Here is a 20205-nt window from a genome sequence, read left to right as displayed (position 1 = left end):
TCTGGTGATTCCAGCATCAATGAAGCAAGAACAGATTGGCGAAAGCTGCAACAAGAGATCGTAGAAGCCGCACCCTCTCTCGGTATTGATAAAATCGGCTTCACCTCCGCGGAGCCATTCCACGAACTGAAAGACATCCTTCTCCGCCACAGGGAGAAGGGCTTCGAATCCGGCTTCGAGGAGCCGGATATCGAGAAGCGGGTGCATCCCGAGCTTAGCTTCGAGGCACCGCGGTCGATCATTTCAATCGCCGTCGCGTACCCGTCGAAGCTGCCGAACCCGCCCCGATCCGAGCCTGGGGCTTATCGGGGCATGATCTCGCGCTCCTCGTGGGGGAGCGACTACCACGACGTGCTTCGCGATCGGCTCGCGAAGCTGGAGGCCTTCATCGCCCAGCGCGTGCCAGGGGCGAGGCTGCAGAGCATGGTCGACACCGGTGCCCTGGTCGACCGTGCTGTCGCCGAACGTGCCGGTATCGGCTGGAGCGGCAAAAACTGCGCCGTCATCACCCCCGAATGGGGATCGTGGGTGTATTTGGGCGAAATGATCACGAACATCCCGTTCGAATCCGATATATCGATCATGGACCAATGCGGAGACTGCACGATTTGCATCGATGCTTGTCCCACAGGGGCGCTAGTCGGCCCGGGGCAGCTCAATTCGAGCCGCTGCATCTCTTTCATCACACAGACCAAAGGGTATGTGGATGACGAATACAAACGCAAAATCGGCAACCGACTCTATGGCTGTGATACGTGCCAGGTCGTCTGTCCGAAGAACAAGGGGATGAACTGGACGCATCATCCAGAGCTAACGCCTGACCCTGAGAAGGTCAAGCCGTTGCTCATTCCCTTGCTCACGATGTCGAACAAGGATTTCAAAGAGCAGTACGGGCGCATCGCGGCATCCTGGCGCGGCAAAAAACCAATCCAGCGCAACGCGATTATCGCGCTCGGCAATTTCAAGGACGCGTCAGCGGTGCCGGTCCTTCGAGACCTGCTGCTGAGCGATCCTCGCCCGGAGATCCGGGCTACCGCAGCGTGGGCACTAGGGCGAATCGGCGGCGCAGAAGCTTGCGCAGCCTTAGACAAAGCTGCTGCGGCTGAGCAAGAGCCGCAGGTGCAGAAGGACATCGAGAAGGCCATTGCTGGACAGAACAGCGAAGCGGTGGTCGTACAGGAGGAATAAGATGAAACCGCCTCAGGAGGTTGTCCCGCTTACCTATACCGAGATCGATTCACCCATCGGTCCCCTTGTTCTAGTGGCATCTCCGAAAGGGCTGTGCAAGGTTGAGTTCGGTACGTTTGAGAAGAACCGAGAGCAACGTGAGGGGTGGGTTCGTCGTTGGTATGGGGCGTTTGAGCTTAGCGAAAATGCGGAGCAGCTAACGATCGTAGCTGAGCAGTTAACGCAGTATTTTAAGGGAGAACGAGAAAGCTTTGAAGGGGAACTGGATCTGCAGGGGACTGATTTCCAGAAGCGTGTTTGGCTAGCCCTGCAAACGATCCCTTACGGAGATACTGCCTCATATAAGCACATTGCAGGAGCTATTGGCTCGCCTAAGGCTGTAAGAGCTGTAGGGGGCGCGAATAATCAAAATCCGATTCCTGTCATCATCCCTTGTCATCGCATTATTGGAGCAAGTGGAGATCTTGTAGGGTATGGTGGAGGCCTTCCGACCAAAGTGCACTTATTAGATTTGGAACAACGAACATTGCTAACATAGAAGTTCAACAACTACAACATGTGGAGTGAATCCTATGAAATATGTGCATTTGGATTCTGTAGAGGCTGGTCAATATCTGGGACGTACGATTTATTCCAGTAATGGGGCTATTTTGCTTGCGGAGAATGTGCAGCTAACCGTATTTATGATTAATACGCTGAATCGTATTGGCGTGACGATGATTTATATCAAGGACCCGAATCTGGCGGATGTGGAAATCCCGGAAATTCTTTCGGATGAAACGAAACGTCTTGTCATGACGCAAATGGGACAGACGTTCGCCTCTATTCAGTCGGGTAAAGATTTTAATTCGCGGAACGTCAGTATGACGATCAATACGCTGCTGGATGAGATTATGAAAAATCGCGATGTTCTCGTGCAGCTGAATGATATCCGTTCGCAGGATAATCAAATGTATATCCATGCCATGAACGTGTGTATGATGTCTGTGCTCATCGGGATGAATATGGGGATGAATGCGACCCAATTGAAAGATCTGGCTATGGGGGCACTGCTGCACGATATAGGGAAAGTGGAATTGCTTACGGACGATAATTCGGAGGATCCGCGGCGACATCATACGTGGCGCGGGTTTGAGCTATTGAAGAATAAGCGGGAGTTCAATCTGCTCATTGCACATGTCGCGTTCCAGCATCATGAGGCATTGAATGGCGAAGGCGTTCCTAGGGGGCTAATGGGTGAAGACATTCATCTTTATGCCAAAATAACGGCCGTCGCCAATATGTACGACAATTTGCTATTCGATATGTCTGCGGGTCGCCGCATGCTGCCGCATGAAGCCTGTGAATATATGTTGGCGTTGGCTGAGACGAAGCTGGATCGCGATGTGTTGATTCAATTCCTGAAAATAGTTTCGATCTATCCCACAGGTAGTTCGGTTAAGCTAACCAATCGGGAGACGGGCGTTGTGGTGGGTCAACATAGAGGACTTCCAACACGACCGATTATTCGGATTGTGAAGCAGGATGCGACAGACAAAGTGCTCGAGATCAAAGAAGTCGATTTAGCCAAGGAAACGACGGTATTCATCGAACAAGTGCTTTAATTTGTAAACCGAGGAACAGTAATGATATGATAGAACAAGCATTCTATTCTAATAATGTATAAGCAGGGGGCATAGGTTATGTGGAGTTATTTGATTCCCATTCTCACGTTGATTGTTGGTTTGGTTGGCGGTTTCTTTATTGGTGTGTTCTATTTGAAGAGACAGCTCGAATCCATGCAGAACAATCCTGAAATGCTTGCCAAAATGGCGAAGCAAATGGGCTACAACATGAATAAGCAACAATTGAATAAAGCACAGCAAATGATGAAAAACCAAAACTTTAACCAAAAGCGGAAATAAGAAATAGGGTGGAGTGGTAGAGAAGATGGCATCCATCGATTATAAAAATGAAAGAGTCGCGGAGAATCGCGAACAGATCGAAAGTCATGTTCGTGAGATTTTGCGCTTGATTGGTGAAGATGTAGATCGGGAAGGGCTATTGGAAACGCCAGCTCGTGTAACACGCATGTATGAAGAGATTTTCGCAGGGTATGCTGCAGATCCTCGTGAAGTCCTCGGGGTCACCTTTGATGAACAGCATGAAGAACTAGTCATCATCAAAGATATCGTCTATTACAGCCAGTGTGAGCACCATATGGCGCCTTTCTTTGGAAAAGTCCATGTGGGTTACTTACCGAGCGGTAAAGTGGCGGGTCTCAGTAAATTTGCGCGTTTGGTCGATGTCGTTACACGCAAGCTGCAGGTACAAGAACGGATTACATCCGAAATTGCTGATATTTTGGCTGAAGTGCTGAAGCCGCATGGCGTCATGGTTGTCGTTGAAGGCGAGCATATGTGCATGTGCGCAAGAGGCGTGAAGAAATACGGCAGCCAAACCGTAACATCTGCTGTACGCGGCTCCTTCCGTAAAGATGCGACACTTCGTTCCGAATTTCTATCCTTAATTAAATCATAAGAGCGAGGGAATGTGCATGGAGACAACGGTCTTGTGCAGCATTCCCTTTTTTCACGTTTACAGCAAGTAAGGCTTGTTGGGGCATGAGGAATATAGTATCCTTTTAACTTAATAATCCTTATGATATCGGCCACTTCAAATAGTGACTATCGTACATGCTCTCGCATAAACTGATAGAAGAATGATGGATGGCTTGAAACAGCAGGATACGGATGAGATCGGCGCCCTACAGCGCTAGAGGGCTAGAGGAGGCAAGCATATGAACAACATACGGAAATTTCGGCCTGGTGAGGCAGCTTCCTCAAAATGGAGTGAAGAACGGGATGAATTTGAGCGGGATTATGCAAGGTTGATTCAATCACCGACTTTTCGGCGTCTGCAGGGGAAGTCTCAGGTGTTCGGAGCGGGCTCGGGCGATTACTATCGGACACGGTTGACACACTCCTTGGAGGTCGCACAGATTGCGCGAGAAGTAGCGAAGCGCTTAGAACGGACGAATCCCTTTTTGAGCAAAAGAGAGCATCCAGGCCTGATCATTGATCCGACCGTGGTCGAGTGTTCATCCATTGCGCATGACTTCGGTCACCCGCCTTTTGGTCATAAGGGCGAAGAAGTGCTCAATCATATCCTGATGAAGGACCACGGCTTGAAATACGAAGGCAATGCGCAAAATTTTCGGATCCTCATGTTTCTGGAAAAGCGAGCAGGCAGCGAGAGCGGCTTAGATCTGACGGCAGCCGTGCTTCTTGGAATCAATAAATATCCCTTCCTCATCGAGGAAGAGGGGCGCCTCAAGGGGGTATACGGGGCGGAGTGGGACATTATTCGTGAGCTGCGTGACATTTGGAAAATGCCGGTGGGTTGCTCCACATTGGAAGCGCAATTGATGGATTTATGTGATGATATAGCCTATTCCACACACGATATAGAGGATGGCATCCGGGCAGGTAAGATTCAAATGAACGCCACCTTTTTTGAGGATCAACGATTGATTCGCCATCTCGTGATGGAGATTTTGAATGACCCGAATCAGCATAAATTCGGCTGGGAACAAGTCGATATCGAGCAGATGGTGAGACGCGTACTGCATGATTATTTGGAGCAATGGGAGATCATCTTTGCCGAGTGCAACCGCGAGGAATCCCGGACGCGCAGAGAGATGAAAGCTCGCTGGGTCAGTTCTTTCGCTAGTCGCCTCGACATTATCGACGATACGGAACGCGGCTGGAAGAAAGTCGCCCTCGTCAGAGAAGGCGCGGAGGATATGGACCTGCTGCGGACGATGGAAATCCTCAAGAAGCTGGCGTGGGTCACGCTGATTAAGGATTTCCGCGTCTTGCGCCTGCAAAAGCGCAGCGAGATCATCGTCGAGCGTCTCTGGGACAGCTTCATCGATCAGGAGAAGGGACAGTGGATCATTCCACCCGACTGGATCGATAGCTACGAGCGTCGTAGCAGCACTAGCAATTGGAGCTGGCCGCGCTTCGTGGCGGACTATATCTCTGGCATGACCGACGCGTATGCGGAGAAGGTATATGCGGAGCTGTTTGCGAGTAAATCCGGATCGATTTATGAGATGGATTGAAGAGGCTGTCTTGGCAGCGCGGCAGGAGCCAGCGCGTTGTGAGAGGGGAGTGTGTGCGGGTTGCACACGCTCCTCTTTCTTGTGAGAGGGCGTACGTGGAGCGCTGTTAAGCAAAATGAGATATACTAAATAAGAAAAAGCGCAAGTAAAACCAATAGTTTCTGTGGATACTTAACGAAATAGGTGATAGGTTGACTATGAACATTATAAAGGACTTTTTAACACCAATTTCACTTATAACATCGCTTATATTCGCTTTTCAAATATTTGTTGCGGAAAGGTCGGAGGGCCATAAGCACGAAAAGGCCATTCTAACCGTACTCATGGGACTAGCCATCCTTTTATGTATGACTTTCCCTGTCCATATTACCACCGGCATCCGTATGGATATTCGAATCGTTCCCTTACTGTTGGGAACATTATATGGCGGCGTACGAACAGGCGTAGTCTTAGCTGCGCTTATCATCCTATACCGATGGTATATTGGGTTTAATTTGGGATTCTATACGACGTGTCTGACGCTTGTATTCAGCATGCCGATTATGTTAATCTTTCAAAAATATTTCATTAAAGCACAGAAGAAAAAGAGAATACAAATTGCGGTTCTCCTATCCTTCTATTATTGTATTGTTGGGGAAATAATGGGGTTTTCTATTATAGGCGTTACAGCAGATGCTCTAAGGGTTCATTCCATTTATTTCATGATAGCTGCAACGGCTGTGTTGTTCTTCGTTTCTTTAAAAGAAACGATCAATGGAATGATCAGCAAGATTCAACAGATGAAAGCAGACGCGAAGGATGCGGAAATCGCCTTTTTGCGATCCCAGATCAAACCGCATTTTCTGTACAATACCCTGAGTTCTATTGCTGCGCTCTGCATCGACGAGCCTCGTAAAGCGGGAGAATTGACGATCGATCTTTCGCAGTATTTGAGAAGCAGCTTCGACTTCAAGCAATTGGATACACTAACAACTTTACAGAATGAAATGGAACTGGTAAAAGCGTATGTCAATATCGAAAAAGTACGATTTGGGGCCAGATTGCATGTGGAGTACGATGTGGATGCCGATCCGGATATCCGAATTCCATCGCTGATTGTGCAGCCATTGGTGGAGAATGCCATAAGACATGGCTTGATGTCCAATTTGCGTGGGGGAACCGTAAAAATAGCTGTGAAACAGGAAACATCCGCCGCGGTTAGCTTTACCATAGAAGACAATGGATGCGGTATGAGTCAAACCAAACTAGCGGAAATACTTAAACCGAGAGCGAACAAGAAGGGCGTAGGGCTGTGGAACATTAGACAGCGCATTCAACTGCTATATGGGAAAAGTCTTCGTATTGAAAGCTCAGAAGGCACAGGCACGAGTATTTTTTTCGAAATACCCTCTGGACCGTTCAAACAGATTGGAGATTAAAGCATGCTGCGAGCCATAATCGTGGATGATGAAGAATTACCAGCGAAGCTTTTGAAGAAAATCGTATCCGAAATCGGCGGGATCGAAATTTGCTGTACGTTTCTGAATCCACTAGAAGCCTATGAATTTGTGAAGGAGAATCCGATACAACTTGCATTTCTGGATATTTCCATGCCGGAAATGGACGGTATGCAGCTTTCCAGCCTGTTGATGGATCTCGATGATACGATAGACGTGGTCTTTGTAACCGCCTATGACGATTATGCCGTTCAAGCTTTCGAGATGAGTGCTTTAGATTATGTGATGAAGCCTGTGATCGCACAGCGGCTGTCGAAAACATTGGACAAGATCATGAAGAGACGTCGCCATGTGCCTACCAAGACCTTCACAGAGGTCCCTCAAGACATACTAACCGAGCAGGAAGTGAAGGCGCTGCGGTTGATTGCGGATGGATTGTCGAACAAGGAAATCGCCCTTCGACTGAATATTACAGCAGAAACCGTCAAGTTTCATATCAAAAATGTGTACAAAAAGCTTAGCGTCATCAACCGCGTGCAAGCGCTGCAACGTGCTAGAGAATTAGGGATAATTGGATAATATTCAAACATAGTTTCACCAATAAACTACCCATTTGGGTAGTTATTTTTTTGGAATGAAAGTTTTATAGTTGAAAAATACGACAGAAAGTGACATGAAGGAACGGGAGTTGAAGAATATGAAACATGTAATCAATAAGAAGAGATTAACAGCTATGCTAATGAGTTTCGTACTGGTTATCCTTCCGATGATCCAGATATTTATGGAGGGGGGAGCGGCTCATGCTGCATCGGCGCCCAAAGCTTGGGTTGACATTACGGGTGCAGGAGGATTTAGTAGTCCGTGGAGTGTAGCAGTAGGTAGTGACAGCACCGTGTATGTGTCTGATTTTGGAAATAATCAAATTAAAAAACTGCCGAGCGGAAGCAGCACTTGGGTGGACATCACCAATGGTGCAGTATTTAACAGTCCGCGTGGCATAGCAGTAGGCAGTGACGGCACCGTGTATGTAGCCGATACTTTGAACCAAACAATCAAAAAACTGTCGCATGGAATCGGTACATGGGTTGACATATCCAGTCCGGGAGAACTTGCGTATCCGGGTGATGTAGCAGTAAGTAGTGACGGCACGGTGTATGTGTCTGATGATAATCATTCAAAGATTAAAAAATTGCCAAGCGCAAGCAACACATGGGTTGACATCACTAGTAATGGAGCTTTTTACTATCCGCGTTATATAGCGGTAGGCAGTGACGGTGCCGTGTATGTGAAAGATCATGAGAATATGATTAAAAAACTGCCAAGCGGAAGCGACGCATGGATTGACATCACTAACGGCACAGTATGTTCGTCTTATAATTGTGAAATTACAGTAAGCAGTGACGGTACCCTGTATATTGTAGAACCTACTGGGATAATTAAAAAACGTCCAAGTGGAAGTCATACATGGGAGGACATCGACAGTGCGGGAGGATTCAACAATCCGCAGGGTATAGCAATAGGCAGTAATGACACCGTGTATGTGGCAGATACGAATAATAATCGAATTAAAAAGCTGTCTAGCCCCTATACGGTAAGCTTCGATAGCAACGGAGGGGCAAATGTTGCTGCTCAAGATGTTATTCCTAACGGCTTTTCTTTTACAACAGCGCCTATTGCTCCGACCAAGACGGGCTCGGTGTTTGGTGGATGGTATAGCACAAGTGACCTAAGTGGCACCCCATTCAACTTTGAAACAACTGCGATTACAGCGGATACAACTTTATATGCGAAGTGGAAAGTTTGGGTTGACATTGACTCCACCCCGGGTGCAGGAGGATTTTACATGCCAGGTGGTGTTGCAATAGGCACTAACGGCGCGGTGTATGTAGCTGATTCTGCTAATAACCAAATTAAAAAACGACCGAGCGGAAGCAGTACATGGGATGTCATCACAAGTACAGCATCATTACAAAGTCCGCAGGGTGTGACGGTAGGTAATGACGGCACGTTGTATGTGGCTGATACGAATACTAGCATGATTAGAAAAATGCCGGTTGGAGCAACTGATTGGGTTGACATCGCGAGTGCGGGATTATTTAGCTATCCGAATAGTATAGCCGTAGACAATGGCGGCGCGGTGTATGTGGCAGATACGAATCGTAACATGATTAGAAAGCTGCCGAGTGGAGCAAGTGACTGGATTGACATCGCCATTAATGATGAATTTTCGGTGCCAAAGGCTATAACAATAGGTAGTGACGGCACGGTGTATGTGGCTCATGTTGGAAGTGGCAAAATCAAAAAACTACCGAGTGGAAGCAGCACATGGGAGGACATCACCGGTACGGGAGTGTTTGCTAATCCGAATGGTATAGCAGTAGACAGTGACGGCACGGTGTATGTGAGTGATTTTACAACTAATAGAATTCAAAAACTGACGAGTGCAGCAGGCAGTACCTGGGAGGACATCACGAGTACGGAAATATTTGATCGTCCGGGTGGTGTAGCCATAGGAAGTGATGGTGTCGTGTATGTGGCTGACACTTATCATAATAAAGTTAAAAAACTATCGGACATCTACACAGTAAGCTTCAACAGTTTCGGTGGGACGGCCGTAGCAGATCAGTCTGTTATGCCTAACGGAACTGCTTCAACACCGACTGCCCCGACTATGATGGGCTACACATTCGGAGGGTGGTACAGCACAAGTGATGTAAGTGGTGCGCCATTCGATTTTACAACGAATATGACAGGGAATAAGACGTTATATGCGAAGTGGGAAATGGCCGCAGCAGCAGTAAACATTGTTGCGCCAGCACTGGGTGCAACCCCGCAAAACTCGGCGGCGATTCAAACAGCATCGAATAGCGCTGATTACCTCGTAACAAGTGCAACTTGGAATGAACCCTTAACAACTGGCGGTAAATTCAAAGCAGGTCAAGGGTATACAGCAACACTCGTACTGACTTCAAAGAATACAAAAGTATTCCAAGAAGGAGCATTCACCCCGACCGTATTAGGTTCGGCTTCTGTCGGACCTACTACGACAACGGGTACAGGGGTAGGAAATACCGTGACCTTTACGGTAACTTACCCAGCAACGGGAGCTTTAGCCGTAACTGGCATAGCGGTAGCTACTCAGCCAACGAAGATGAGTTATTTGGAACCAACAGATGCTGTATTAGCTTTGAACGGCATGGTCGTCACAGAGACGAATAATGATGGTTCGACAACAACGGTGCCATTTACTGATGGAACAGCTTTAGGCTATACAGCAAGTCCAGCGAATGGAGTGACGTTGACATTAACTGGCAACAATGGTAATCCGGTAACCATCACACACACGGAATCGAGTCAAACTGCAACAACGAATACCTTATCAGTAAATGCATACATCACTGCTGCAGCAGTAACTATCGTTGCGCCAGTAGTAGGTGCAACCCCACAAACTAGGACAGCGATACAAACAGCAACAGCAAACCCTGATTACAGCGTAACAACTGTAACTTGGAATGAAGCCAGAACATCTGGCGGTAAATTCAAGGCAGATCAAGTCTATACAGCGACAGTCAGACTGACCTCAAAGAATTCAAAATTATTCCAGGCAGGAGCATTCAGCCCGACAGTAGCAGGTTCGGCTTCCGTAGGGCCAACTACGACAACGGGTACAAGCGTAGGAAATAACGTAACCTTTACGATAACTTACCCAGCAACGGGCGCGTTAGCTGTAAACAGCATAGCCGTAACTACGCAGCCGACGAAGATGAGTTATATCGAAACGACAGATGATGTGTTGGCATTGAACGGCACGGTAGTCACGGCGACGTATAACGACGGCTCGTCAACAACAGTACCATTTACAGATGGAACGGCTGGAGGTTATACGGCAAGTCCAGCGAATGGGGCGATGTTGACAGTCGCAGGGAACAATGGACAAGCAGTGACAATTACGCACACTGCATCAGGTCGTACAGCAACAACTGGTAATTTAGCAGTGTCGCCAGCAGACACTTCCATGTTCGTTACAATCCCAACAGCAGCTATAGCTGGTGTAACAGCGCCAGTGACAGGGGCAACTCCAGTACCTACAATAACGGAGACAACGTACTACACTGGAACTATAACGTGGTCGCCTTTGGACGCAACATTTGCTGGAGGTACAGCGTACACAGCGACGATTTCAATCCTACCGAAAGCGGGATATAAGTTAGCAGGTGTGGCTCAAAACTTCTTTACAGTAGCAGGAGCTACATACGCAGCAAATAATGCCGATTCAGGCGTTATAACTGCGATATTCCCAGTAACAGTATCAACAGCGCCAGTTACACCACCATCAAGTGGAGGCAGCGAAGCTCCAACAACCATTACGCCTGTAACTTCAACGGACGGTACATTATCACTGCCATTAGGTAGAGCAGGCGAAGTTAGCTTGAATCAAGAGGTAACACTCTCTATACCGGCAGGTGCTACAAATAAAGAATTGAAATTAACAATCGAAAAAGTGCTTGAAACTCAAAATTTTTTAACGAATAAAGACGTACTAGCCAGCCCGATCTTTGAGATTCTAAAAAACTTCTCGGAAAACTTCAGTAAGCTGGTCACACTGACCTTTTCATTCGATCCGGCCAAATTGAGTGGCGACCAAAGAGCAGTCGTATGCTATTTTGACGAAACGAAGAAGGAATGGGTAGAGGTTCCTGACGGTAAAGTAAACGGTGATAAGATATCCGTAAATGTAAACCATTTTACGAAATATGCGGTATTTGCTGTTGGTCGAGGGGCAACTTTGCCAGTAAATCCAACGATTAACTTTAGCGATATCGCTGGACATTGGTCTGAAGAGAACATCAAGAAGGCAGTAAGCGGCGGGATCATCACAGGTTATCCGGACGGCACGTTCAAGCCTGAGAAAACCGTAACGCGTGCGGAATTTGCAGTCATGCTGATGAACGCATTGAAGCCGCAGGATGAAGGTACGACACTGACTTTCACAGATACAGCGAAGATCGGAGCTTGGGCGCAGCAAGCAGTCGCGCAAGCGGTACAAGCTGGCATTATTAGTGGTTATGAGGATGGCACTTTCCGTCCAGATGCTCAAATTACACGCACGGAGATGTCCGCGATGATCGCGGCCGCGCTGGGCAAGTCAAACGAAGTGAATACAGCAACTGGCTTTACCGACGACAAGGACATCCCAGCTTGGGCGAAATCGAGCGTTGCCTACGTGAAGCAAGCAGGTATCGTGCAAGGGAAGGGCGACAATGAATTCGCTCCTCAAGACCATGCGACGAGAGCTGAGGCTGTAACGATTCTATTGAACCTGTTGGCACAGAAGAGCAAGTAAAGCAAACGTATATCTACCTTGCAAAGGCACCGCCCAATGTAGTCTTACTACAGATTGGTCGGTGCTTTTTGCTTTGCCAAAACTCAAATAGACAAAAAAAGACCGACCTCATCAGAGGTCGATTTTATAGGGAGGAGGGAATACCAGCGTTAACGTGCTCGGATGTGGCCGATGGCTTAATGCTGCCGAGGAAGTCCATCGTGCGGCGCACATACGTTTTAGGCTCAGCACGGTACAGAAGCTCATGCTGTGCGTTAGGAAGAATCCATAGCTTAGAGGCGGTGTTGTGCTGCTGCTTGAACATTGTTTCGACTAGGCTATGTGGAGCTTTGTTGTCATTGGTGCCATGGATCATGAAGATCGGCATCTCATAAGACGTTGTAGTTACTTTGGTGAAGGGAACATCCTGTAAGCTTACGCCATTTAGTAAAGGAAAGAATAAACTTACAAGCGGTAGAGAAGGGTATCTAGGTAAATGCACGACTTGATTCATATTTTGATAAAGGGTGTCCGAGTTCAGCAGAAATGTGCTGTCCAGAATCATCCCTGAAATATCCCCGTTTTGCTGCAGAGCCGTCTGCAAGGCAGTACCTGCCCCCATGGAAAAGCCCCAAATAAAGATCGAACCGCCAGTTGACTCTTTGATATAATCAATGGCTCCAAGCAATTCTTGTGATTCTTGAACACCGCCGGTCATAAGGCGACTGCTATTAGGATTCACGTAACCATAGTCAAACATAAGAACATTGTACTGCTGTTTATGAAGCTCGCGGGCCAGGGTGTACAAGGGAACCCATTCTTCTTCGCGATTACCGCCGTAGCCATGCGAGAAAATAACCGTTTTATTCGCCCCAGCAGCGGGGATGAACCAACCTTCCAGTTTCGAAGTGCCATTTTGACTCGGGAAGGACACGTTTGTATAAGGAAGTCGAACGGCCTTCATCGGATTCGAATGTAGAGGCTCAATATGAGGCCGGGCTAAGGTCCAGGCAACATAAGCATGGAAGATGAGAACGATCGATGTACTTAGAATTAATAAGGCTAAAAGAGTCGTGGTGATTAGCTTTTTCCTGCGTAAAAATGGTTGCGTGATCACCTGATCAAGTGTGGGTTGAAGCGATCCAGTTCCAGGATTTAGTGTTGTAATAGACATCGATGTAGCCTCCCTCCGTGAAGATATGTATGTGAAATGCTGCGAGTTAGAGGTGTAAATTGTGAAGGGAGTTTTAATTGTTTAAATATTCTGATAAGTTAGGTTCTTACTTTTATAGTAGTATGAATGCGCTTTCAAGTCAATGGAGATGCGGCATTTGTAAGCCTATTGTAACGGTCCTGTAATAATGGGAAAAAGAGGTGTTTAAGCTTTACGGTTCCATGTAGTTTCGTTATACTGAACATAACAAGGTTTCATATAGTGAAACAGTTTGGCTCATGAAAGTGGTGACTCATCTATGGAAGATGGCAAGCTGACCGTGCGTGCTGTTGAGCGCGCTTTAGATATTTTGCTTTGTTTTACGGGGGCGTCCGAGCTGACGTTAACCGAAATTGCCACCCGTGTGCAGCTTCATAAAAGCACGGTGCATCGCCTTCTAGCATCCCTAGAAGGCAAAGGCTTCATCATGCGTGATGAAGCGACGGAGAAGTACAGACTAGGCTACCGTCTATGGGAGCTTTCGGCTAACTTGTCCAAAGAAGGAGATCCAGGCATCATTCTGCTGCCTGAGATGGAACGATTGCGCGATCAGCTCGGCGAAACGATCTCGCTGTACGTACAGGACGGCTTGGTGCGTGTACGCATCCAAGCCGTGCAGAGCAACCATGCCATTCGCCGTGTTGCCCCTGTCGGGGCGCGAATGCCGCTTTATGTCGGCGCCTCGAGCAAGGTGCTCGTCGCCTTTGCTGAGCCAGGGCTGCTGGAGCTGCTTCTAACCTCGGCCGATTGGCCGACAGGGTTAGATACGCAGGCATACCTGCAGCAGCTCAGCGACACAAGACGCGCGGGCTTCGCCACGAGCGTCGAAGAGCGCGAGCCAGGCGCGGCGGCTGTGTCCGCGCCGATTCTTGACCGCGGCGGCCGACTCGTCGCCGCCCTCGCGGTCTCGGGTCCAGCGAACAGGCTTACGCTGGAGCTGATGCAAGAGCAGGCGCCGACGATTATGGAGGCGGCGCGGCGCATGGGGACGATGCTGCGCTAGCGGCATTGTTCCCATGCGAGACTCAAGTGCTTATCGCTTCGCACACAGTCTAAGATTCCGTTCCATCTCCATCACCCTCCAACTAGCTCATCTATCTCTAATCAATAACAATACCCTCACCCAACCCAACCTACCCAACCTCGACGGATGCTTTACTTCTGAAAGGTCATACTATTGGTTGGAAGGGGAGTGGGCAAGTCATGAAGAAGACAGCCTCGATGCTGGCGATCTGGATAAGTCTGGCCAGTAACATCGTGCTGACCGCCATCAAAATCATCGTCGGCCTTATGTTCCAAAGCCAAGTACTGATTGCCGATGGCATTCATAACGCTGGCGACGTTATCGCGACGGCAACCGCCTACAGCTCTATGCGCGTGTCCTCGAAACCAGCGGATGTTGAACATCCCTATGGGCATGGGAAGGCAGAGGTACTCGGTGCTTTTATTGTTGCTATTATATTGGTCGGAGCCGCTATTTATATGGGCTATCACTCCATTCATGCCCTATTCGAACCAGCGGGTGAGGCGCATATCATTGCTCTTTGTGCAGCAGTGATTTCGCTGATCTGGAAGCAAATTCTTTATGTCTACACGATGCGCATTGGGAAGAAGCTCAATAGCAAAGGGTTGATTGCTACAGCCTACGACCATTTAGCGGACGTATACGCCTCAATCGCGGCTTCCGTGGGGATTGGCCTGGCATTAATCGGAGATCAGTACAACATCAGCTACTTGGGGTACGGAGATCCGGTAGCAGGGATTATCGTCTCCTTCCTCGTTTTGAAACTCGCCTACGAAATGGGCAGCGAATCCTTCGATATTTTGATGGAGCGAAGTGTCAGTCCCGACTATATTGAGCAGTATGCCGCGTTGATCAGAGGTGTACCAGAGGTGAAGCGGATCGATCGCCTCCGTGCGAGGGAGCATGGCCATTACATATTAGTTGATGCGAGACTCGGCGTTTCGGGTAAACTGACGATTCAAGAAGGTCACGATATCAGCCGCAACATTAAGCGGAAAATTAAAGAAGCCCATAGCGATGTGGATGAAGTGCTGGTGCATTTGAATCCCTGGTATGAAGAGCAAGCTGACGCATGAGTATCTGCGTTAGCTTTTTTTATTTTCCTAAATATTTACAATCTATCTGATTCGGGTTAGATTAGTCATAACATCTTACCGGCAGTGTTTATGTTTGAGTCAAAGGGAGTGAAGGCGATGAGTAGAAGAGCAAAAGATATCTGGTTAGGGATTCTCGTGGCAAATGGAAGCGCGGCATGTTTAATTGCTTTGACCGCGTATATTGTCAAAATATCAACAGGTGCGGGCGGTATACTAATCCTATCTGATTTTGTCCTACTCCCGTTTATCATGGGCATTATTAATGCTTATTTCTGGCGAAGTCATAGAGTGACTGCTGGTCCAGTATTCGGCTATGCGTTTCTTAATCTGCTTTTGGCTCTCATTTATAGTTATTTCATGATGGGCGAAGGCTACATTTGTGTTATCATCGTGGCTCCTCTAATTTATCTCTTTATTTTACTTGGCATTACACTCGGCAAGACAATGTTCAAAAAGGAACAAAAGACGATCAATATCTCCATCATCGCCGCGATGTCCGGCCTCATCTTGATGAATGTGATTACCGCTCAACCAGGTGAAAATGAGGTCACAGACCGCATCCTGATTCATGCCAAGCCCGAAGTCGTATGGCAAAATGTCACTGCATTTTCGCCCATTACGTCAAAGCCCGACTATTGGTTGTTTAAAATCGGATTGCCAAGCCCCGTACAGTCAACGGCAGAAGGCAAGTATGTTGGTGCAGACCGTAAGTGCATTTTCAGCAACGGAATCGTTTTCGATGAGAAGATCGTGGAGTATGAAGAAAACCGCAAGCTAACCTTCGCGATTACCAAGCTCCCTGACGATCCAGAAATTTTGGGGCATATCAGTTTGTCCAAGGGACAATTCATCCTAGAAGACAATGGTGACGGGACCACCACACTCGTAGGCACAAGCTGGTATGATTTGAAGATAAAGCCATCGCTCTATTTTGACATATGGACGAAAAGCATTATTCGCAATGTACATCTTGAGGTTATGGAACACATGAAGGAGCTGGCGGAGCAAGCATAACAACGGTCTTCTTATATCAAAAAAACACCTCTACACGAGCGCGCTTCAATAGCGGCTTCGGTTAGAGGTGTTTTCGAGTACTAAGCATCATGCTCTCACAAGATTCGCACATTATTTCGCGAAAATATGATTCCCAATCTGCACGATTTGCTCACGTGACCAGATCCAAGAGCTTGTCGCTGTTTTCGGGTTGAAATAGTAGAGGGCTCCACCTGTTGGATCCCAGCCTCGCACGGCTTCCAGGGCGGCTTTGTAGGCGTCGCTATCTGGCGTTAGGTTGTATTGGCCGTCACTGACTGCCGTAAAAGCACCAACCTCGAATATAATGCCTTGAATGGTGTTATCAAACTGACTGGATTGTAGTCGGTTCATTACGACTGCTCCAACAGCAACTTGACCTTTAAAGGATTCACCGCGTGCTTCACTGTAAATAACCTTAGCTAGCATATCGAGCTCAGCTTGATTGACTGTGAATTTACGCAAATATTCCCACGTTTTCGCACCGACAATACCATCCACACTCAAGCCATAATTCGTTTGGAAATTACGAACAGCCGCGGCTGTAGTCGGACCATATTTTCCATCTATAGATGGCTCATATAAGCCTAAAGTTTTTAGTCGGAATTGCGCGTCCCAAACGTCACCGTTTTGAGTGCCTTGTTTCAAGGTAGTAGCTCCTGCTGCGGATGCCTTCGGGCTCCACGTTCCTGCGTTTATTCCTAAACCAAAGGAAGCTACGAGTGCGACTACGACTAGTTTTTTAAACAACATCATCTTCATCTCCCCTTTCGCTGTTCTCAGTATAGGGTCCTGATATACATCGTCTCAACCCGCAGTTTTTGGAAATGTAAGTCAATGCCTTGGGGCTCTAAGGTTTGAGAGGGGTGCATGTTTCATCGATTTTGTGAAATTATGCGTGATTTTTCCCATAAATATGCAAAAAGCCCAAGACTGCCATGATGGCAATCTCGAGCTTTGTGTGTGTGTGTGTTTTACTGGTTACTTACAATTAGTTTTTATTTTCAGCAAGAATCGAACGAAGAACGGTTTGCAGGATACCACCATTACGGTAGTAGTCTACATCAACCAAGCTATCCAAACGCACAAGAGCTGTGAATTCGAAGTTTGTGCCATCTTCACGAGTTGCAGTAACTTTTACCGTTGAACCTGGTTGAACGTCATTGCTAAGGCCTGTGATATCGAATGTTTCGCGGCCAGTAATACCTAGCGTTTTCCAGCTTTCGCCGTTAATGAATTGAAGTGGAAGAACACCCATTCCAACAAGGTTACTGCGGTGAATACGCTCGAAGCTTTCCGCGATAACAGCTTTAACGCCTAGCAAGAATGTACCTTTTGCTGCCCAGTCACGGGAAGAGCCAGTTCCGTACTCTTTACCTGCGATAACGACAAGGTTTTGACCTTCAGCTTGATACTTCATGGAAGCATCATAGATGGACTCAACTTCGCCAGTTGGCAAGTAAGTTGTAACGCCGCCTTCAGTTCCTGGAGCTACTTGGTTACGAATACGAATGTTCGCGAATGTACCGCGCATCATCACTTCGTGGTTACCACGACGGGAACCGTAGGAGTTGAAATCTTCTCTTTTCACACCATGGTTGATCAAGTATTGGCCTCCAGGGCTGTCAACTTTGATGTTACCAGCAGGGGAGATGTGATCCGTTGTAACGGAATCGCCCATAAGTGCTAGTGTTTTTGCGCTGCGAATATCTGCGATATCATCAAGAACTGTGCCTAGGTCTGTGAAGAACGGAGGCTCTTGGATGTATGTGGAGTTCGTGTCGAACTCGTACAGATCGCCTTCTGGAATTTGAATTGCGTTGAAACGCTCGTTCGCACGGAATACATTGCTGTATTTGTCGCGGAACATATCAGGACTCATGGCTACGTTAAGCGCATCTTGAATCTCTTGGTTTGTAGGCCAGATGTCTTTCAAGTAGACAGGTTTGTCGTTTTGGTCGTAACCAATTGGATCAGTTGCCAAATCAATGTTCACAGTACCTGCAAGCGCATAAGCAACAACAAGTGGAGGTGATCCAAGGTAGTTCGCTTTTACTTGTGCATGTACGCGGCCTTCAAAGTTACGGTTACCGGAGATAACAGCAGCAACGGTCATATCGTTGTCGATAATCGCTTTGCTTACTTCGTCTGGAAGCGGACCGGAGTTACCGATACAAGTTGCACAGCCGTAACCAGCAACGTGGAAGCCAAGAGCTTCAAGGGACTCAAGAAGGCCTGCTTTAATCAGGTACTCAGTAACAACTAGGGAACCTGGTGTCAAAGAGCTTTTTACGAAAGCTGGTTTTTTCAAACCAAGCGCTACTGCTTTTTTCGCTACGAGACCAGCACCGATCATAACACTTGGGTTGGAAGTGTTCGTACAAGAAGTAATCGCCGCGATTACGACTGCACCAGTACCCATTTTAACGGTTTCATTTGGATACACAACATCAACAACTTCAGCCACTTTCTCTTCTGTCAAACCGTAGCCGCCTTTTTCGATCGGTGTACGGATGATAGCATTGAAAGATTCTTTCATGTTCGTAAGCTCAACGCGATCTTGCGGACGTTTAGGACCAGCTAAGCTAGGAACTACCGTGCTAAGATCTAGTTCAAGAACTTCTGTGAACACTGGATCTGGTGTGCTGTCAGTACGGAACATGTTTTGTGCTTTGTAGTAAGCTTCTACAAGCGCGATTTGCTCTTCATCACGGCCAGTAGCACGCAAGTAGTTCAATGTTTCGTTATCAACAGGGAAGAAACCGATTGTAGCGCCATACTCAGGAGCCATGTTCGCAACTGTTGCACGGTCAGCCAAGGAGATGTTGCTTAGACCAGGACCGAAGTACTCAACGAATTTACCAACAACGCCTTTTTTACGCAAAATTTGAGTAACCGTCAATGCCAAGTCAGTCGCTGTAGCGCCTTCTGCCAATTGACCTGTCAATTTGAAACCAACTACGTCTGGAGCGACAAAGTATAGAGGTTGACCAAGCATACCAGCTTCCGCTTCGATACCGCCAACGCCCCAACCTACGACACCAAGACCATTGATCATTGTTGTATGGGAGTCTGTACCTACAAGGGAATCTGGGTACACGACAGTTTCGCCGTCGATTGTTTTCGTTGCTGCAACAGATGCCAAGTACTCCAAGTTAACTTGGTGAACGATACCTGTTGAAGGTGGCACAGCACGGAAGTTATCAAATGCAGTTTGTGCCCAACGCAAGAAACGGTAACGCTCTTCGTTTCTTTCGAATTCTAAGTCAATGTTCATTTCGAGTGCATCCGGGGATCCGAAAGCATCAACCATGACAGAGTGGTCAATTACAAGGTCTACAGGAACAAGCGGGTTGATACGTTTAGGATCTCCGCCTTCACGAGCCATAGTCGCACGCATTGCCGCAAGGTCAACGACGACTGGAACGCCTGTGAAATCTTGAAGAACGATACGAGCAGGAATGAAAGGAATTTCTTTATTCTCATCGCGGCCTTGAGCCCAGCCAGCGATTTGTTTCACGTGCTCACTTGTAATCGCGCGTCCGTCGAACTGACGAACAGCTGCTTCAAGCAAAACGCGGATGGAAACAGGCAGATTGCTAATTGTGCCATGACCTTGGCTTTCAAAGTCAGGAAGGCTGTAATACTGGAACGATTTCGTGCCGACAGTTAACTGCTTACGCACAGAAAAAGAGTCCTTATTGGACATAGGTAGTTCCTCCTCATTAATTAAGATCATCCATTGGTTTCATCTAATGAAACTCAATTTCATAATTCCCTCTACTTC

At 47.5% G+C, this 20205-nt stretch carries 15 protein-coding genes; 12 read left to right on the top strand and 3 right to left on the bottom strand.

Going from position 1 to position 20205, the window contains the following annotated elements:
* Positions 1-15 precede the first annotated feature (15 nt).
* The 9 genes from queG (at position 16) to AC58PQ_RS14380 (ending at position 12073) form a co-directional block, all read left to right on the top strand.
* The gene (gene queG, locus AC58PQ_RS14420) at positions 16-1188 is read left to right on the top strand and encodes a tRNA epoxyqueuosine(34) reductase QueG (RefSeq protein WP_497242769.1); all 1173 of its coding nucleotides are present in this window, start codon (positions 16-18) and stop codon (positions 1186-1188) included.
* Between the two features lies 1 nt (position 1189).
* The gene (locus AC58PQ_RS14415) at positions 1190-1726 is read left to right on the top strand and encodes a methylated-DNA--[protein]-cysteine S-methyltransferase (protein ID WP_497242612.1); all 537 of its coding nucleotides are present in this window, start codon (positions 1190-1192) and stop codon (positions 1724-1726) included.
* A gap of 34 nt (positions 1727-1760) precedes the next feature.
* Positions 1761-2792 (top strand): HD-GYP domain-containing protein, encoded by a 1032-nt coding sequence (locus AC58PQ_RS14410; protein ID WP_497242611.1) that lies wholly within the window; start codon positions 1761-1763, stop codon positions 2790-2792.
* A gap of 78 nt (positions 2793-2870) precedes the next feature.
* Entirely contained in the window at positions 2871-3092 is a 222-nt protein-coding gene (locus tag AC58PQ_RS14405; protein ID WP_028555371.1) for a YneF family protein, read from the top strand.
* A 25-nt stretch (positions 3093-3117) separates the two neighbouring features.
* On the top strand, positions 3118-3708 hold the full coding sequence (gene folE, locus AC58PQ_RS14400; protein WP_497242610.1) for a GTP cyclohydrolase I FolE: 591 nt from the start codon (positions 3118-3120) through the stop codon (positions 3706-3708).
* 259 nt (positions 3709-3967) lie between these two features.
* Positions 3968-5293, top strand: a complete 1326-nt coding sequence (locus AC58PQ_RS14395; protein ID WP_497242609.1) for a deoxyguanosinetriphosphate triphosphohydrolase family protein — start codon at positions 3968-3970, stop codon at positions 5291-5293.
* Between the two features lie 197 nt (positions 5294-5490).
* Complete coding sequence (locus AC58PQ_RS14390; RefSeq protein WP_497242608.1) at positions 5491-6711, top strand: sensor histidine kinase; 1221 nt, start codon at positions 5491-5493, stop codon at positions 6709-6711.
* A 3-nt stretch (positions 6712-6714) separates the two neighbouring features.
* Positions 6715-7308: a response regulator gene (locus tag AC58PQ_RS14385; RefSeq protein ID WP_497242607.1), complete on the top strand. Its 594-nt coding sequence runs from the start codon at positions 6715-6717 to the stop codon at positions 7306-7308.
* 118 nt (positions 7309-7426) lie between these two features.
* Entirely contained in the window at positions 7427-12073 is a 4647-nt protein-coding gene (locus tag AC58PQ_RS14380; RefSeq protein ID WP_497242606.1) for an S-layer homology domain-containing protein, read from the top strand.
* A 124-nt stretch (positions 12074-12197) separates the two neighbouring features.
* Here the strand turns inward: AC58PQ_RS14380 and AC58PQ_RS14375 are convergent, their stop codons facing one another.
* Complete coding sequence (locus AC58PQ_RS14375) at positions 12198-13226, bottom strand: alpha/beta hydrolase (protein WP_497242605.1); 1029 nt, start codon at positions 13224-13226, stop codon at positions 12198-12200.
* A 298-nt stretch (positions 13227-13524) separates the two neighbouring features.
* Between AC58PQ_RS14375 and AC58PQ_RS14370 the strand changes: the two genes are divergently transcribed.
* The 3 genes from AC58PQ_RS14370 to AC58PQ_RS14360 all read left to right on the top strand — a co-directional run bounded on the left by AC58PQ_RS14370 (position 13525) and on the right by AC58PQ_RS14360 (position 16400).
* Positions 13525-14268 (top strand): IclR family transcriptional regulator, encoded by a 744-nt coding sequence (locus tag AC58PQ_RS14370; RefSeq protein ID WP_497242604.1) that lies wholly within the window; start codon positions 13525-13527, stop codon positions 14266-14268.
* A 200-nt stretch (positions 14269-14468) separates the two neighbouring features.
* The gene (locus AC58PQ_RS14365; RefSeq protein WP_497242603.1) at positions 14469-15365 is read left to right on the top strand and encodes a cation diffusion facilitator family transporter; all 897 of its coding nucleotides are present in this window, start codon (positions 14469-14471) and stop codon (positions 15363-15365) included.
* 117 nt (positions 15366-15482) lie between these two features.
* Positions 15483-16400, top strand: coding sequence for an SRPBCC family protein (locus tag AC58PQ_RS14360; protein WP_497242602.1), 918 nt, complete (start codon positions 15483-15485; stop codon positions 16398-16400).
* 111 nt (positions 16401-16511) lie between these two features.
* Here AC58PQ_RS14360 and sleB read toward each other — a convergent pair whose 3' ends face one another.
* Complete coding sequence (gene sleB, locus AC58PQ_RS14355; RefSeq protein WP_497242767.1) at positions 16512-17171, bottom strand: spore cortex-lytic enzyme; 660 nt, start codon at positions 17169-17171, stop codon at positions 16512-16514.
* A gap of 238 nt (positions 17172-17409) precedes the next feature.
* A complete protein-coding gene (gene acnA, locus AC58PQ_RS14350; RefSeq protein WP_497242601.1) occupies positions 17410-20127 on the bottom strand; it encodes an aconitate hydratase AcnA in 2718 nt (905 codons plus the stop codon).
* Between the last annotated feature and the right edge of the window lie 78 nt (positions 20128-20205).

Source organism: Paenibacillus sp. J22P143 (genome assembly GCF_059692035.1).
The sequence above is the reverse complement of the archived record's forward strand: the minus strand, read 5'-3'. Positions and strand labels throughout refer to the sequence as shown.

Coding starts and splice junctions, on each gene's coding strand:
- AC58PQ_RS14370 (WP_497242604.1), top strand. CDS start 13,525: ATGGAAGATGGCAAGCTGACCGTGCGTGCTGTTGAGCGCGCTTTAGAT.
- AC58PQ_RS14380 (WP_497242606.1), top strand. CDS start 7,427: ATGAAACATGTAATCAATAAGAAGAGATTAACAGCTATGCTAATGAGT.
- AC58PQ_RS14365 (WP_497242603.1), top strand. CDS start 14,469: ATGAAGAAGACAGCCTCGATGCTGGCGATCTGGATAAGTCTGGCCAGT.
- AC58PQ_RS14395 (WP_497242609.1), top strand. CDS start 3,968: ATGAACAACATACGGAAATTTCGGCCTGGTGAGGCAGCTTCCTCAAAA.
- AC58PQ_RS14415 (WP_497242612.1), top strand. CDS start 1,190: ATGAAACCGCCTCAGGAGGTTGTCCCGCTTACCTATACCGAGATCGAT.
- AC58PQ_RS14375 (WP_497242605.1), bottom strand. CDS start 13,226: ATGTCTATTACAACACTAAATCCTGGAACTGGATCGCTTCAACCCACA.
- AC58PQ_RS14405 (WP_028555371.1), top strand. CDS start 2,871: ATGTGGAGTTATTTGATTCCCATTCTCACGTTGATTGTTGGTTTGGTT.
- AC58PQ_RS14390 (WP_497242608.1), top strand. CDS start 5,491: ATGAACATTATAAAGGACTTTTTAACACCAATTTCACTTATAACATCG.
- sleB (WP_497242767.1), bottom strand. CDS start 17,171: ATGTTGTTTAAAAAACTAGTCGTAGTCGCACTCGTAGCTTCCTTTGGT.
- acnA (WP_497242601.1), bottom strand. CDS start 20,127: ATGTCCAATAAGGACTCTTTTTCTGTGCGTAAGCAGTTAACTGTCGGC.
- folE (WP_497242610.1), top strand. CDS start 3,118: ATGGCATCCATCGATTATAAAAATGAAAGAGTCGCGGAGAATCGCGAA.
- AC58PQ_RS14385 (WP_497242607.1), top strand. CDS start 6,715: ATGCTGCGAGCCATAATCGTGGATGATGAAGAATTACCAGCGAAGCTT.
- AC58PQ_RS14410 (WP_497242611.1), top strand. CDS start 1,761: ATGAAATATGTGCATTTGGATTCTGTAGAGGCTGGTCAATATCTGGGA.
- AC58PQ_RS14360 (WP_497242602.1), top strand. CDS start 15,483: ATGAGTAGAAGAGCAAAAGATATCTGGTTAGGGATTCTCGTGGCAAAT.